The organism is Bradyrhizobium sp. Ce-3, assembly GCF_022835695.1.
Lineage (GTDB): Bacteria > Pseudomonadota > Alphaproteobacteria > Rhizobiales > Xanthobacteraceae > Bradyrhizobium.
The window spans coordinates 357,022-370,640 of the sequence record NZ_BQUV01000001.1; the positions used below are offsets into that span (position 1 = coordinate 357,022).

General features: G+C 64.4%; 10 protein-coding genes and 1 tRNA gene. 3 read left to right on the plus strand and 8 right to left on the minus strand.

Going from position 1 to position 13,619, the window contains the following annotated elements:
* Nucleotides 1–2 precede the first annotated feature (2 nt).
* The 4 genes from BRSPCE3_RS01825 to BRSPCE3_RS01840 all read right to left on the minus strand — a co-directional run bounded on the left by BRSPCE3_RS01825 (nucleotide 3) and on the right by BRSPCE3_RS01840 (nucleotide 4,308).
* Nucleotides 3–692 (minus strand): Fe2+-dependent dioxygenase, encoded by a 690-nt coding sequence (locus BRSPCE3_RS01825; RefSeq protein ID WP_244063864.1) that lies wholly within the window; start codon nucleotides 690–692, stop codon nucleotides 3–5.
* A gap of 20 nt (nucleotides 693–712) precedes the next feature.
* Nucleotides 713–3,268 (minus strand): TonB-dependent siderophore receptor, encoded by a 2,556-nt coding sequence (locus tag BRSPCE3_RS01830; RefSeq protein WP_244063866.1) that lies wholly within the window; start codon nucleotides 3,266–3,268, stop codon nucleotides 713–715.
* A gap of 212 nt (nucleotides 3,269–3,480) precedes the next feature.
* Entirely contained in the window at nucleotides 3,481–3,720 is a 240-nt protein-coding gene (locus BRSPCE3_RS01835; RefSeq protein WP_244063868.1) for a hypothetical protein, read from the minus strand.
* Between the two features lie 126 nt (nucleotides 3,721–3,846).
* Nucleotides 3,847–4,308, minus strand: a complete 462-nt coding sequence (locus BRSPCE3_RS01840; protein WP_244063869.1) for a MarR family winged helix-turn-helix transcriptional regulator — start codon at nucleotides 4,306–4,308, stop codon at nucleotides 3,847–3,849.
* A 183-nt stretch (nucleotides 4,309–4,491) separates the two neighbouring features.
* On the opposite strand from BRSPCE3_RS01840, the gene BRSPCE3_RS01845 reads away from it, so the two are divergent.
* The 3 genes from BRSPCE3_RS01845 (at nucleotide 4,492) to BRSPCE3_RS01855 (ending at nucleotide 9,465) form a co-directional block, all read left to right on the plus strand.
* A complete protein-coding gene (locus BRSPCE3_RS01845; RefSeq protein WP_244063870.1) occupies nucleotides 4,492–5,661 on the plus strand; it encodes an efflux RND transporter periplasmic adaptor subunit in 1,170 nt (389 codons plus the stop codon).
* Nucleotides 5,658–8,810: a multidrug efflux RND transporter permease subunit gene (locus BRSPCE3_RS01850; protein ID WP_244063871.1), complete on the plus strand. Its 3,153-nt coding sequence runs from the start codon at nucleotides 5,658–5,660 to the stop codon at nucleotides 8,808–8,810. The genes BRSPCE3_RS01845 and BRSPCE3_RS01850 overlap by 4 nt, the downstream gene beginning before the upstream one ends.
* 139 nt (nucleotides 8,811–8,949) lie before the next feature.
* A complete protein-coding gene (locus BRSPCE3_RS01855; protein ID WP_375709863.1) occupies nucleotides 8,950–9,465 on the plus strand; it encodes an invasion associated locus B family protein in 516 nt (171 codons plus the stop codon).
* A gap of 20 nt (nucleotides 9,466–9,485) precedes the next feature.
* On the opposite strand, the gene BRSPCE3_RS01860 is transcribed toward BRSPCE3_RS01855, so the two are convergent.
* The 4 genes from BRSPCE3_RS01860 to BRSPCE3_RS01875 all read right to left on the minus strand — a co-directional run bounded on the left by BRSPCE3_RS01860 (nucleotide 9,486) and on the right by BRSPCE3_RS01875 (nucleotide 13,203).
* Nucleotides 9,486–9,893: a GNAT family N-acetyltransferase gene (locus BRSPCE3_RS01860; protein ID WP_244063873.1), complete on the minus strand. Its 408-nt coding sequence runs from the start codon at nucleotides 9,891–9,893 to the stop codon at nucleotides 9,486–9,488.
* A 167-nt stretch (nucleotides 9,894–10,060) separates the two neighbouring features.
* Nucleotides 10,061–10,134, minus strand: a tRNA-Gln gene (locus BRSPCE3_RS01865).
* Between the two features lie 198 nt (nucleotides 10,135–10,332).
* A complete protein-coding gene (locus BRSPCE3_RS01870; RefSeq protein ID WP_244063874.1) occupies nucleotides 10,333–10,533 on the minus strand; it encodes a hypothetical protein in 201 nt (66 codons plus the stop codon).
* Nucleotides 10,534–10,722: 189 nt separating this feature from the next.
* Nucleotides 10,723–13,203, minus strand: a complete 2,481-nt coding sequence (locus tag BRSPCE3_RS01875; RefSeq protein WP_244063875.1) for a penicillin-binding protein 1A — start codon at nucleotides 13,201–13,203, stop codon at nucleotides 10,723–10,725.
* Nucleotides 13,204–13,619 lie beyond the last annotated feature (416 nt).

Sequence of the window (13,619 nt, forward strand, 5' to 3'; positions counted from 1 at the left end):
AGTTACACTTCAGCCCAGTGACGGATCAGGTTGTGATAAATCCCGGTCAATTTGACCGTTTCAGGGTCATCGCGCCCCAGCCGCTCCACCAGAGCCTGGATCGCAGTATCGAGATCAAAGATCAGGCTGCGCGCGTGAGCATCCCGTACCATGCTCTGCAGCCAGAAAAAAGACGCTACCCGCGCTCCTCGCGTGACCGGCGTGACCAGATGCAAGCTGGACGCAGGATAAAGTACGAGATCGCCTGCCGGCAGCTTGATTTCATGCGATCCGTAGAGGTCTTCGATGACCAGCTCGCCGCCATCGTACTCCTCGGGCTCCGATAAAAACAGCGTGACCGAGAGGTCGGTGCGGATCCGCAGGCCGGTCAGTCTGTCGCCGCGCACCGCATTGTCGACGTGCAGGCCGAAATGGTGGCCGTCGCTTGCCGCATAGCGGTTGAACAAGGGTGGAAAGATTCTAAGTGGGATCGCCGCCGAGATGAACTGCGGGCTCGCCGACAGCGCCGACAGGATCCGGTTGCCGAGCTGTCGCGCGACCTCGCTGTCGGGCGGCAGCTGCTCGTTGCGCTTGACCATCGCGGATGCGGCACCCGCGGTCGAGCGGCCGTCCTCCCATTCGGCTTGCTCCATGATGCGGCGGAAGTCCGCCACATCAGCCTTGCTCAATACGTCGGGAACACAGACCAGCATCGTGTGCCGCGAGGCCTCCGTCAGTAACGCGCAGACACAACCAGATACGCAGCGCGTCCCGGTGCTTCGAGCACGAACGGCGCCGCGCTCTGGTACAGCGCGTCGTAGTAGCGCTTGTCGAAGATGTTGTTGACGAACAGCTTCATGGTCCAGTGCTTGTCGATCTTGGCCTCGGCAAAGGCGTCGAAGCGCCAATAGCTCGGGATCGAGGTGCCCTGGTTGGCCGCGAGCAGCGTGCCGCCATAGACCTTCGAGCGATACACCGCCTGCCCGCCAAGCTCCCACATGTCGGTGAGCTGGTACTTGGTCAGCATGCTGAACGACTGATGCGCGACGTTGGCGAGCGGCAGTCCGACATTGCTGGAATACAGCGTGGTGTTGGCCGGCGGCGCCAGCGACTTCGTCACCTCCGACTGCATCAGCACAAGGCCGCCGAACACGCTCCACTTGTCGGTGATCTTGCCGCCGACGCCAAGATCGATGCCGCGGATGCGATAGGCGGCGCCTGCGGTGATGCAGGACACCGTGGTCGATCCGGCCGGCGGAACGTAGGTACAGCCAAGCGCGGCTGCAGCAGTGCTGCTGCCGACGTTCTGCGCTTCGCGCGCGTTCTCCTTCTCGGTCTGGAACAACGCCGCCGTCACCAGCAGATGACGGTCGAACAGCTCCCACTTGGTGCCGACCTCGATGGCCTTGTTCTTTTCCGGCCCGAAGATCTGGGTGTTGCCACCGGCAAGGTTGGGATTGATGCCGCCATAGGCGGTGCTGGTGCCGTCGAACTCGGCGCCGACCGGGTTGGACGAGGTCGCATAGGCCGCATAGACGCTGCCGTTCGGCAATGGCTTCAACGTGAGACCGACGTTGTAGTTCGGCATCCCGAACTCGGCCGACTGCGTGCCGAGCGTACCGTTGGTCGCGAATGCCGACGTGTTGATCTTGTAGTCGTCGTAGCGAACGCCGCCGTTGAGGATGACGAAGTCGTTCCAGTTGGCAGTGTCCATGACGTAGCCGCTGACCGTATCGATCCCGATCTTGGTCGGCCGCCCGGTGAGGCCCGACGGGATCGGGAACGGGATATTGGTGTACTGCGGATCGAACACGCTGACACCCTTGAGCGAGCCGCTCCCCGTGAAAGACGACGTACCGGTCGTAACTTCGGAGGCCAGGCCGGTGTAGCTGTCGATCGACGACCGCTCGTTGTCGTATTCGACGCCGGCCGTCGTCGTGTGCTTGAAGCCGAGCCCGTCGACCGACTTGTAGGTCGCCTCGGTCTGGTTGGCGAACACGTCGGTGACCTGGTAGCGGCTCTGCGGATTGAGACTGAGCGTCGAGGCCGAGAGCGGATCGGTCAGCGCCGGCGATTCCGGCAGCGTGCCGATGTAGTTCTGGGTCGACCGCGATTCCCGGATCTTGTTGCTGATCACGAGGTCCGGCGTGATCTGCACCTCCGCGTTGATGGTGCCGATATCCTGTCCGGTCCTGAAGAAGTCGCGATTGACGAAGCCGTAGAAATTGTTGCGGTTGACGCCGAAGTCCGTGAACGGGCCGCCGGCCGTGGTCGCGGTGCTCGGCCGGTAGTACGGCACGCCGAAGTCCGGGATGCCGGTCAGCTCGGTGTGGATGTAGTTGCCGGTGATCTTCACCGCGTCGACGGGCTTCCACGTGCCGGCCACGAACGCGCCGTCGCGGTTGTCGGTGACGTAGCTGCGGCCGGCGACGCCGGCATCCTGGAACAGGCCGCCGGCGCGGATCGCCAGCGTCGGGCTGATCACCTGGTTGACATCGAGCGTCACCCGCTTGGTGCGATCGGTGCCGAACGTGGTGTCCATGTTGTAGAAGCTGTTCTCCGTCGTCGCCTGCTTGGTGACGATGTTGATCGCGCCGCCGGTGGTGCCGCGGCCGGCAAAGGACGAACCCGGCCCGCGCAGGATCTCGACCTGCTCGGTGAAGAAGTTCTCGCGGACGCTGACGCCGGCGTCGCGCACGCCGTCGATGAAGATGTCGTTGCGGGCGTCGAAGCCGCGGATGAAGAAGCGGTCGCCGAACGCATTGCCGCCCTCGCCCGTGCCGAGCGTGACGCCGGCCGTCGACAGGATCGCCGATTTCAGCGAGGTGGCGTTCTTGTCCTCGAGCACGTCCTTGGTCAGCACCGTGACCGACTTCGGCGTGTTCAGGATCGGCTCGGGATATTTCCCGGAGGCCTGCAGGCGGTCGCCCTTGTAAGGCGCGGCCGGATCCGCATAGCGGTCGCGATCGGCGGGAAGACCGCCGGCGTTGGGGAACGGCACCGGCGCCTGCTGAGCCTGCTGGTTGGCGCGGCGCGCGGCGCGGCGCAGCGCGTTGCGGGCACGGACCTGGTCCGACGTGGGCTTCGAGGTGACGGGCCGCGGGCGCGCGACTGGGGCATCGACGTTCACCGGCGGCAGGTTGGATTGCTGCGCTTCGGCCCCCGAAAACGACGCCACCGCGATCAGGCTCGCGACCGCGGAGACCTTCGTGGCGGAATAACCCGTATCATCAGCCGAACCGATCGCTGCATCGAAGCGCAGCGATCTCGGCGCCTTCACCTTGCTCATGTCTTGCACGCCCCCAGAAAAGTCAGTTCGCTCGCGAAATCATGGTGCGACGAACTGTCTGCATCGGTTATCGAGCGTGACTTTTTTTATCAATGCGATCAGCGCCACAGTCAGCTTGAATCGCCCCAATTCAAAGCGATTCTAATCTGTGGTTTGAAATCGTTCTAAACTGGAATTTTTAAGCGTTCTAAACTGATGCGGCTCCGGGCGCATCACTCCGCGCTCGGCGGCTTCATCAGCGAAAACAGCTCGTCGATGGTCCGCTGCGCGACCTGCCGCACACGGTCGCTGTTGTCGAGGCCGGCGATATTGACGCCGTTGACCACCGCTTTGATCTCGTCGCGAAAGTCGCTCAGGAAGCGCAGCGGGTCGCGCTGCTCGTTGGCGACGCGCGCGATCAATCCGGTGACCAGGATCTGGCATGCCATCATGCGCCCGTTCAACTCGTCCATCGCAGCCCTCATCCTCTCGCATCGTCGTGCGCGATATGGACGACATCCCGCGGCGTTTCAACTGCGTCGCGCAAGCTCAATCGGATGAACGGATGGCGAGCCGGTCTCGATGCGACGAGACGCGCGCTATTTGGCGGCGATGTGCTCGGCACCCTCGCCGAGCGCCTTGATGCGATCCTTGACCTCACGAAGCGTGGCGAGACCGCTTTCGACATGCTTGTCCGAGACGTCGCGGAGCACGTCGCCGGCGATCGCATCGCGCAGACTGTCGAGATCGTCGACGAGGCGACGTCCGCTCTTGGTCAGGAACAGGCGATTGGCGCGGCGGTCCCTGGGATCGGGACGGCGTTCGAGCAGGCCATGCTCGACGAGGCGGTCAAGCAGCCGCACCAGCGAGATCGGCTGCAGCTCGAGGACGTCGGCAAGATCGACCTGGGACAGGCCCTCCTGCTCGCGCAGACGGAACAGCACGATCCACTGGGCGCGCGTGGTGCCTCGCGCCTTGGCGCGATGATCGATATAGTTGCGCAGCAGCCTCGAACTCTCGACGAGTTGCGCGATAAACTGGCGTTTGAGATCGAGCGACATTAGGGGTCCTCGGTGCGTTTCCCAGCCGGAATGTTTCTGCTCGTTTCTGACCTAAACCTTTCCAAATGTTTAGGATTCTCAAGCCTTGGTGTGTTTACACATTAAGTGCACGCATATTATATCCGCAAGCTCTGTGAACCGTTTCGATCACCCTTTATTGTTACGTTGAACCCAAGAGTCCGCATGTCCAAGTCACGCACCATCGGTTGGGTTTTAGTGATCGCTGCGGTTGGTGCCGCCGGTTATTTCGGCTGGCAGAAATACACGGACAGCCAGCAGGCGGTTGCGGCCGCGCAGAAGCGGTCGGCCCAGCGCCCGGCGGTTCCGGTCAAGATCTCACCGGTCGAGAAGGCCGACTTCCCGGTCTACCTGACCGGTCTCGGCACCGTGCAGGCGTTCAACACCGTCCAGGTCCGCACCCGGGTCGACGGCCAGATCACCAAGATCGCCTTCAAGGAAGGCCAGTTCGTCAAGGCCGGCGACACGCTGGTCGAGATCGATCCGCGGCCCTACCAGGCGACGCTCGACCAGGCCAAGGCCAAGAAGGCCCAGGACGAAGCCAATCTCGCCAACGCCAATCTCGACCTGCAGCGCTACACCAAGCTCGGCGAGTTCGCCACGCGCCAGCAGCTCGACACCCAGCGCTCCACCGTGGCCCAGCTCACGGCCCAGATCGCGGCCGACGACGCCGCGATCTTCAACGCCCAGACCCAGGTCGACTACACCACCGTGAAGTCCCCGATCGACGGCATCGTCGGCCTGCGGCTCGTCGATACCGGCAACATCGTCAACGCCTCGGCCCAGACCGGCATCGTGACGATCACGCAGATCGAGCCGATCACGGTGATCTTCACCGCTCCGGAAGACCAGCTGCCCGATATCAAGGCGGCGCTGGCCATGGCGCCGCCCAAGACCGTTGCCCTGACCACCGACGGCAAGCGGGTGCTGTCCACGGGAACCCTGGCGCTGATCAACAATCAGGTCGATACCACCAGCGGGACTGTCCGGCTCAAGGCGGTGTTTGATAACAAGGACCACGCGCTGTGGCCGGGCCAGTCGGTCTCGACCCGGCTCCTGGTCAGAACCTTGAAGGACGCCACCGTCGTTCCGGATGACGCGGTGCAGCATGGCACCGAAGGCCTCTACGCGTATTCAGTCAATCAGGAGAACAAGGCCGAGCTTCGCAAACTCAAGGTCAGCCAGTCAATCGACGGCAGGTCGGTGATCGACGAAGGCCTGTCGCCGGGCCAGCAGGTGATCACCGCGGGCCAGTACAAGGTCTCGCCGGGAACCCTGGTGACGACGGCGGTGGCGAGCTCGGATCCATCCCAGTCGAAGGTTACGCAGGAATGAGCGACGGCGCCGGGATTTCCGCACCATTCATTCGCTTCCCCATCGGCACCTCGCTGCTGATGGCCGGCATCCTGTTCGTCGGCCTGGTCGCCTATCCGTTGCTCCCGGTCGCGCCGCTGCCGCAGGTCGACTTCCCCACCATTCAGATCACCGCGACGCTGCCGGGCGGCAGCCCCGAGACCATGGCGAGTTCGGTCGCCCAGCCGCTGGAGCGCCAGTTCGCGCAGATTCCCGGCATCGCCCAGATGACCTCGACGAGCTATCTGGGCACAGCGTCGGTCACGATCCAGTTCGACCTCAACCGCTCGATCGACGGCGCCGCCAACGACGTGCAGGCCGCCATCAACGCCGCCAGCGGCCAGTTGCCGAAGAACCTTCCCTCGCCGCCGACCTATCGCAAGGTCAATCCGGCGGACGCGCCGATCATGCTGCTGTCGGCGACATCGGACACGCTGCCGCTGACCACGGTCAGCGATTCCGTCGACGCCCAGCTTGCCCAGCAGATCAGCCAGATTTCCGGCGTCGCGCAGGTCATCATCGGCGGCCAGCAGAAGCCGTCGGTCCGCGTCCAGATCGACCCGGCCAAGCTGGTCGCCAAAGGCCTGTCGCTGGAGGACGTCCGTGCCGCGATCAACATCGCAACCGTCGACAGCCCGAAGGGCAATATCGACGGCGCCACCCGCGCCTACACCATTTATGCCAACGACCAGCTGCTCACTGCGGATCCGTGGAACGACGTCATCATCGCCTACCGCAACGGCGGGCCGCTGCGCATCCGCGACATCGGCCGGGCCGTTACCGGACCGGAGGACGCCAAACAGGCGGCCTGGGCCAACGGCAAGCGCGGCGTGTTCCTCGTCGTGTTCAAGCAGCCTGGCGCCAACGTCATCGACACCGTCGACAAGATCAAGGCGGCGCTGCCCCGGCTGGTCGCGGCAATTCCGCCGGCGGTCAAGATCGAGGTCATCAGCGACCGCACCACGACGATCCGCGCCGCGGTGGAGGACGTCCAGTTCACCCTGCTCCTGACCATCTTCCTGGTCGTGATGGTGATCTTCGCCTTCCTGCGCAGCTTCTGGGCCACCGTCATCCCGGCGGTGACCGTGCCGCTCGCGTTGCTCGGCGCCTGCGCGCTGATGTGGATCTTCGGCTATACGCTCGACAATTTGTCGCTGATGGCACTGACGATCGCGGTCGGCTTCGTGGTCGACGACGCCATCGTGATGCTGGAGAACATCAGCCGCTACATCGAGGAAGGCGAGCGGCCGATGGCCGCCGCCTTCAAGGGTTCCAAGGAAATCGGCTTCACCATCGTCTCGATCAGCATCTCGCTGGTCGCGGTGCTGATCCCGCTGCTGCTGATGGGCGGCATCATCGGCCGCCTGTTCCGCGAATTCGCGGTCGTGCTGGCGATGACCATCTTCGTCTCGATGTTCGTGTCGCTGACGCTGACGCCGATGATGGCCTCGCGGTTCCTGCGCGCCCACAACGAGGAACGGCACGGTCGTCTGTACAAGCTCAGCGAGCGCGGCTTCGACGCGATGCTGCGCGGCTATCAGAGCGGGCTCGACCTTGCCCTGCGCTGGAAGTTCGCGACCCTGATGATCTTCTTCGCGACGCTGGCGCTGTCGGTCTACATGTTCGTCATCATCCCGAAGGGCTTCTTCCCGCAGCAGGACGTCGGCCTGATCACCGCGACCTCCGAGGCCAGCCAGGACATTTCGTTCGCTGAGATGAAGGGCAAGCAGGAGGAGCTCAGCAAGATCGTCATGCAGGATCCCGGCGTGGCGACGGTGGCGATGGCGATCGGCGGCAGCGGCCGGGCCGGCAACAACGGCAACATGTTCATCACGCTCAAGCCGCTGAACGAGCGCGATGCCAACGCGCAGCAGATCATCGCCCGGCTGCGGCCGAAGCTGGAGAAAGTGCTCGGTGCCCGGCTGTTCATGCAGGCCGCGCAGGACGTCCGCCTCGGCGGCCGCCCGACCCGCACCCAGTTCGAGTTCACGCTGCAGGATGCCGACCTCTCCGAACTGAACCAGTGGGCGCCGAAGATCCTCTCGAAGATGCAGACGCTGCCGCAGCTGCGCGACGTCGCGACCGACCAGCAGACCAACGGCACCACGGTCGAGCTGAAGATCAACCGCGACACCGCCTCGCGCTACGGCATTCAGCCGCAGCTGATCGACGATACGCTGTATGACGCCTTCGGCCAGCGCCAGGTGACGCAGTACTTCACCCAGCTCAACAGCTACCACGTCATCCTCGAGGTGCTGCCTGAACTGCAGGGCTCGATCGACACGCTGAACAACATCTACATCAAGTCGCCGCTGACCGGCGAACAGGTGCCGCTGTCGACCTTCGCGAAATGGACCAGCGCGCCGGTGCGGCCGCTGTCAATCAGCCACCAGGGCCAGTTCCCGGCGATCACGATCTCCTTCAACCTGGCGCAGGGTGTCGCGCTCGGCCAGGCCACGGAGGCGGTGCAGAAGGCGATGGTCGACCTCGGCGCGCCGCCGACCCTGAGCTCGAGCTTCCAGGGCACCGCGCAGGCGTTCCAGCAATCGCTGTCGACCGTGCCGCTGCTGATCCTGGCGGCGCTCGTGGTTGTCTATCTGATCCTCGGTATTCTCTACGAGAGCTACATCCACCCGATCACCATTCTGTCGACCCTGCCCTCGGCCGGCGTCGGCGCGCTGGCGATCCTGATGGCGGCCGGCTTCGACTTCTCGCTGATCGCGCTGATCGGGATCATCCTCTTGATCGGCATCGTGAAGAAGAACGGCATCATGATGGTCGACTTCGCGATCGCCGCCGAGCGCGATCAGCACATGGAGCCGGTGGCGGCGATCCGCCAGGCCGCCCTGCTGCGCTTCCGCCCGATCATGATGACGACGATGGCCGCGATGCTCGGCGGCGTGCCGCTGATGTTGGGCACCGGCACCGGCTCGGAAATCCGCCAGCCGCTCGGCTACGCGATGGTCGGCGGTCTGATCGTCAGCCAGGCGCTGACGTTGTTCACGACGCCCGTGGTCTATCTCTATCTCGACCGGCTCTCCAACGCGTTTGCAAACTGGGGCCGCTCGTCGCGCGCCGACCACGACGCTGACGACGGCGAGGACGGATCGGTCAAGCAGGCGGCCGAGTGACTTGACTTTGGTCGGCATACCGGCGCATCCGAAAGATGTTCATTTCGGAGCCGGTACCGTGAAGATTGTCGGAAAGTCGCTCGTCATCCTGTTCACCGTGTTCGGCACGGCCGGCATTGGTCCTGGCATTGGTCTTGGCATTGGTCTTGGCATTGGTCCTGGCCACGCCCAGACCCCCAAGGGCAGGAACGCGCCGGTTCCGGCCGCTGCTCCCGCCGCGCCTCAAGGTGACGCCGCAGCCCCCAACAATTCCGGCTGGGTCGCGCGCTGCACCAGCGCGAGCCGCGACGCGCCGCTCGAATGCGCGATGGAGCAGACCGCGGTGCTCACCAAGACCGGCCAGCTGATCGTGCTGGTCAACATCCGCGTTCCCGGCGACACCCGCACCCCGGTGGCGTTGATCCAGCTTCCGCTCGGGCTGAACCTGCCGGTCGGCGCCAAGCTGCAGGTCGATGACGGCAAGGCCGTCGACGTGCCGATCCAGACCTGCGAGGCGCGCGGCTGCTACATCAATGCGCCGATCGCCGCCGATGTCCTCGCCCAACTGAAATCGGGCAAGCAGCTCAAGGTCTCGTTCCAGAATCTCGGCAAGGAAACCATCTCGATCCCGATGCCGCTCGCCGACTTCGCGACGGTCTACGACAAGATCAAGTAACTCGGCGCACGCAGCCCGCGCTACCGCTCCCGCTTGTAGAGAAACGCGTTGTCCGGCTGCGGCATGCCGATCGACTTGTAGAAGCTCATCGAGTCAGGCGCCGACAGCAGCAGGCACATCGATTCAGGCCCGGCGTAACGCCGCGTTTCCGCGATCAGGCGCTTGCCGATGCCGTGGCCCTGAAACTCCCGATCGACCGCGAGGTCGGACAGATAGCAGCAATAGGCGAAATCGGTGAGCGCGCGCGAGACGCCGACGAGCTTGCTCGCCTTGCGCGCCGTCACGATCAAATTGGCATTGGCGATCATGCGCGCCATCCGATCGGTATCCGCAAGCGGCCGCCGCTCGCCGAGGCCCGATTGCCGCAGCACCTCGATGAACTCGTCGACGCCGATCGACGCTTCGCGGGCATAGAGAATTTCGTCCATCAACTTAAACCTCTGTCGCAACACCCCGGGTCACACGGGCGGGACCATGGTGGATTATGCCGGGCTAATCCACCCTCACGCCGTAATGGCATCCAGCGCGTCACACGCAGGTTGCGCCCGGCAATCTCGTCAGGATTTCAGAGGATGATCGCGCCACCGAGGCGGATTGGCTGGGGAACCTGGATTCGAACCAAGACAAACAGAGTCAGAGTCTGTTGTGCTACCGTTACACCATTCCCCAAGAATAGTCCGTGGTATCAACAGCTTAGCTGGATGACTGGACATCTCGGTACAGCGGGTTCGCCTGCCAAATCAGCGCCCGCGCGAGAGCGACCTTCTACCCGCTTGGTCCCACGCTTGGCAAGCGTTGTCGGCGTGGGACCGGCGTGAAAATCGCGGATCCGGTACGCCACTGATCCGCCAGGGGGAGCCACACGGTTCAAAGTCCGGCGAGTACTTCCACCAGCAGTTCGGGGCAGGCCGCAAACAAAGCTCCAACACCAAATCCGGCGGTGCCGAACCCGATCGCGCCGATCCAGCCATGGCTCCCAAATCCGAGCAGCGCGCCGATCACGGTTGCCGTTCCAACCACGACAACGGTCCAAATGACCCGTATGACGAGAACCAGCGTCTTGAACATCGCGATCCACGGCTCGACACGCGCGACCTCCTCGACGCGAAAGGAACGTCGCGCCTCAGCGGTCTCGGTCGAGGACTTCTAGTTTGGGTCTATGCCCGCTCGCGGCCCGTTCAACCACGGCCGCGTGATGCGCCCTGACAAAGCGCCGCACCACCCCAACCCCCAACCGCGCATGCCCTGCCGTTGGGCTTAGTACAGCCCGCCGGTCCCTGACCGCATCACGGCGCGATCCGCGTCCGGCGAGATGCCTTGCTGCTGGGTACCGTCGATCACGTCGGTGCCGGCGACCAGGGTCGGATCGTAGAACGGCGGCGCCTGGCCCGGCTTGAAGGCTTCGAGCACTACGCCCCGGTTCTGCCCCTGCGCGGCGCGCAGGCCGGTCTTGGCATCGACCAGCACCAGGCGGATGCCGACCGGCTGCTTGAACGGGGTGGCGGGCTTGTCGGCCAGCGCGAGCTTCAGGAAGTCGCGCGCGATCGGCGCTGCGGTGTGGCCGGCCTGCGCGTTGCGGCCGAGCGAGCGCGGCTTGTCGTAGCCGACATAGAGACCGACCACAAGATCCGGCGAGAAGCCGACGAACCAGAGGTCCTTGGCCTCGTTCGAGGTGCCGGTCTTGCCGGCGAGCGGCTTGCCGACCTCCTTCAGCGCGGTGCCGGTGCCGGCCTGGATCACGCCCTCCATCAGCGAGGTGATCTGGTAGGCGGTCATCGAATCCAGCACCCGCTCGCGGTGGTCGATCAGTTGTGGCTCCGGCTGGTTCTTCCAGCCCTCCGGCGCGTCGCAGCCGCGGCATTCACGCTGGTCGTGCTTGAAAATCGTGTGGCCGTAGCGGTCCTGGATGCGGTCGATCAAGGTCGGCTTCACGCGGACACCGCCATTGGCGATCATCGAATAGGCCGTGGCCATCCGCATCACCGTGGTCTCGCCGGCGCCGAGCGCGTAAGCGAGATAGTTCGGCAGCTCGTCATAGACGCCGAAGCGCTTGGCATACTCGCCGATGACAGGCATGCCGATCTCCTGCGCCAGCCGCACCGTCACGGTGTTGAGCGACAGCCGTAGCGCGTTGCGCAGCGTGACCTGGCCCTGATACTTGCCGGTGGAGAAGTTCTCCGGACGCCAGATGTTGCCCTGGCCCTGGTCGATTTCGATCGGCCCGTCGATCATCACGGTCGAGCCGGTATAGCCATTGTCGAGCGCCGTCGAATAGACGATCGGCTTGAAGGTCGAGCCGGGCTGCCGATAGGCCTGAGTGGCGCGGTTGAACTGGCTCTGGTCGAACGAGAAGCCGCCGACCATCGCCAGCACGCGGCCGGTGTGCGGATCCATCGCCACCATCGCGCCCGACAGTTCGGGGATCTGGCGCAGCCGGTACTGGCCTTCGATCGCCTTGCCGTCCTTGTAGAGCGGATCGGCGTAGATCACGTCGCCGGGCTGCAGCACCTGCGAAACTGCGGTCGGCGCCCTGCCCTTGATCCTGGCCCAGCGTACGCCGTCCATCGTGACGATGCCGGTCTCGCGCTGCTTGCTGACGGCGCCGCCGAGCTCGCGGCCCGGCTGGAAACCGATCCGCGCCGACTGGTCGTTGCTCTCCAGCACCACCGCCATCCGCCACGGCGAGATGTCGGACAGCGACTTGATCTCGGCGAGCGGTACACCCCAGTCGCTGGTCAGGTCGAGCTTCTGGATCGCGCCGCGATAGCCCTGCGCCTCGTCATAGTTCACGAGCCCCGCCACCATGGCCTTGCGCGCCATCACCTGGACCTTCGGGTCGAGCGTGGTGCGCACCGACAGGCCGCCCTCATAGAGCTTCTTCTCGCCGTAGCGCTCGAAGATGTCGCGGCGGACTTCTTCCGAGAAGTATTCGCCGGCGAAGGTGTGGGCGCCGTTGCTGCGGTTGGTGACGGCCAGCGGGTCCTTGCGCGCCTTGTCGGCGTCAGCGGCGGTGATCCAGCCGTTCTCCTGCAGGCGGTCGATCACGTAGTTGCGCCGCTCGATGGCGCGCGCGCGGTTGCGCACCGGATGCAGGCTCGCCGGCATCTTCGGCAGCGCTGCCAGATAGGCGGCTTCGGCGACCGTCAGTTCATTGACCGACTTGTCGAAATACACCAGCGAGGCCGCCGCGATGCCGTAGGCGCCGAGGCCGAGATAGATCTCGTTGAGATAGAGCTCGAGGATCTTGTCCTTGGAATAGGCCCGCTCGATGCGCATCGCCAGCAAGGCTTCCTTGATCTTGCGGGTGAACGACACCTCGTTGGTCAGAAGGAAGTTCTTGGCGACCTGCTGGGTGATCGTGGAAGCACCCTGCGGACGGCGATTGGAACCGAAGTTCTGGACGTAGGAGACGCCGGCACGCGCCATGCCGGTATAGTCGATGCCGCCGTGCTCGTAGAAATTCTTGTCCTCGGCGGCGAGGAAGGCGTTGATCACGAGCTTCGGCACCGCCTGGATCGGCAGATAGAGCCGGCGCTCCTTGGCGAACTCACCGAGCAGCGAGCCGTCCGCCGCGTGGACGCGGGTCATCACCGGCGGCTCGTAGTTCTGGAGCTGCGAATAGTCGGGCAGGTCCTTGGAAAAATGCCAGAACAGCCCTGCCACCGCGGCGAGACCAGCCAGGAACAGGATGGTTCCTGCGGTGAACAGGAACCCGAAGAACCGCAACAGAAATTTCATCGACCAGATTTCCGTGGCGAGTACGTCGCTCGTTCTGAGCGCGCTGCGTGCCACTTAGGCCGCCCGGTATATCGGTCGGCCTTGGGACCTGCAATTCGACACCGGAGAATTTAAGCAAGCCAGGCGTCAAACTTATGCCATAGAGGGCGGCTCGCGCGCACCGCCAAATCAGCGGCCCCGCCTGCCCGGTGCCGCCGCCGGAGGCTGCATCGAGCTTGCGCTACGGCGCGACGCGATTCGCAGCACGGCGTGCCGAATCCCGCCTGGCCTCAATCGCCGTGCTTGCGCACAGGCCGCGTCACGAAAGAAAAACGCAGGGCAGACGCGCGGCGTGCACTACCCGGCTGCCGTCCCGGCCGCTGCGACGTCAGAAACCGGTGGACAGTGCCGGCGGCCGGGCCGAATTAACCATCCGT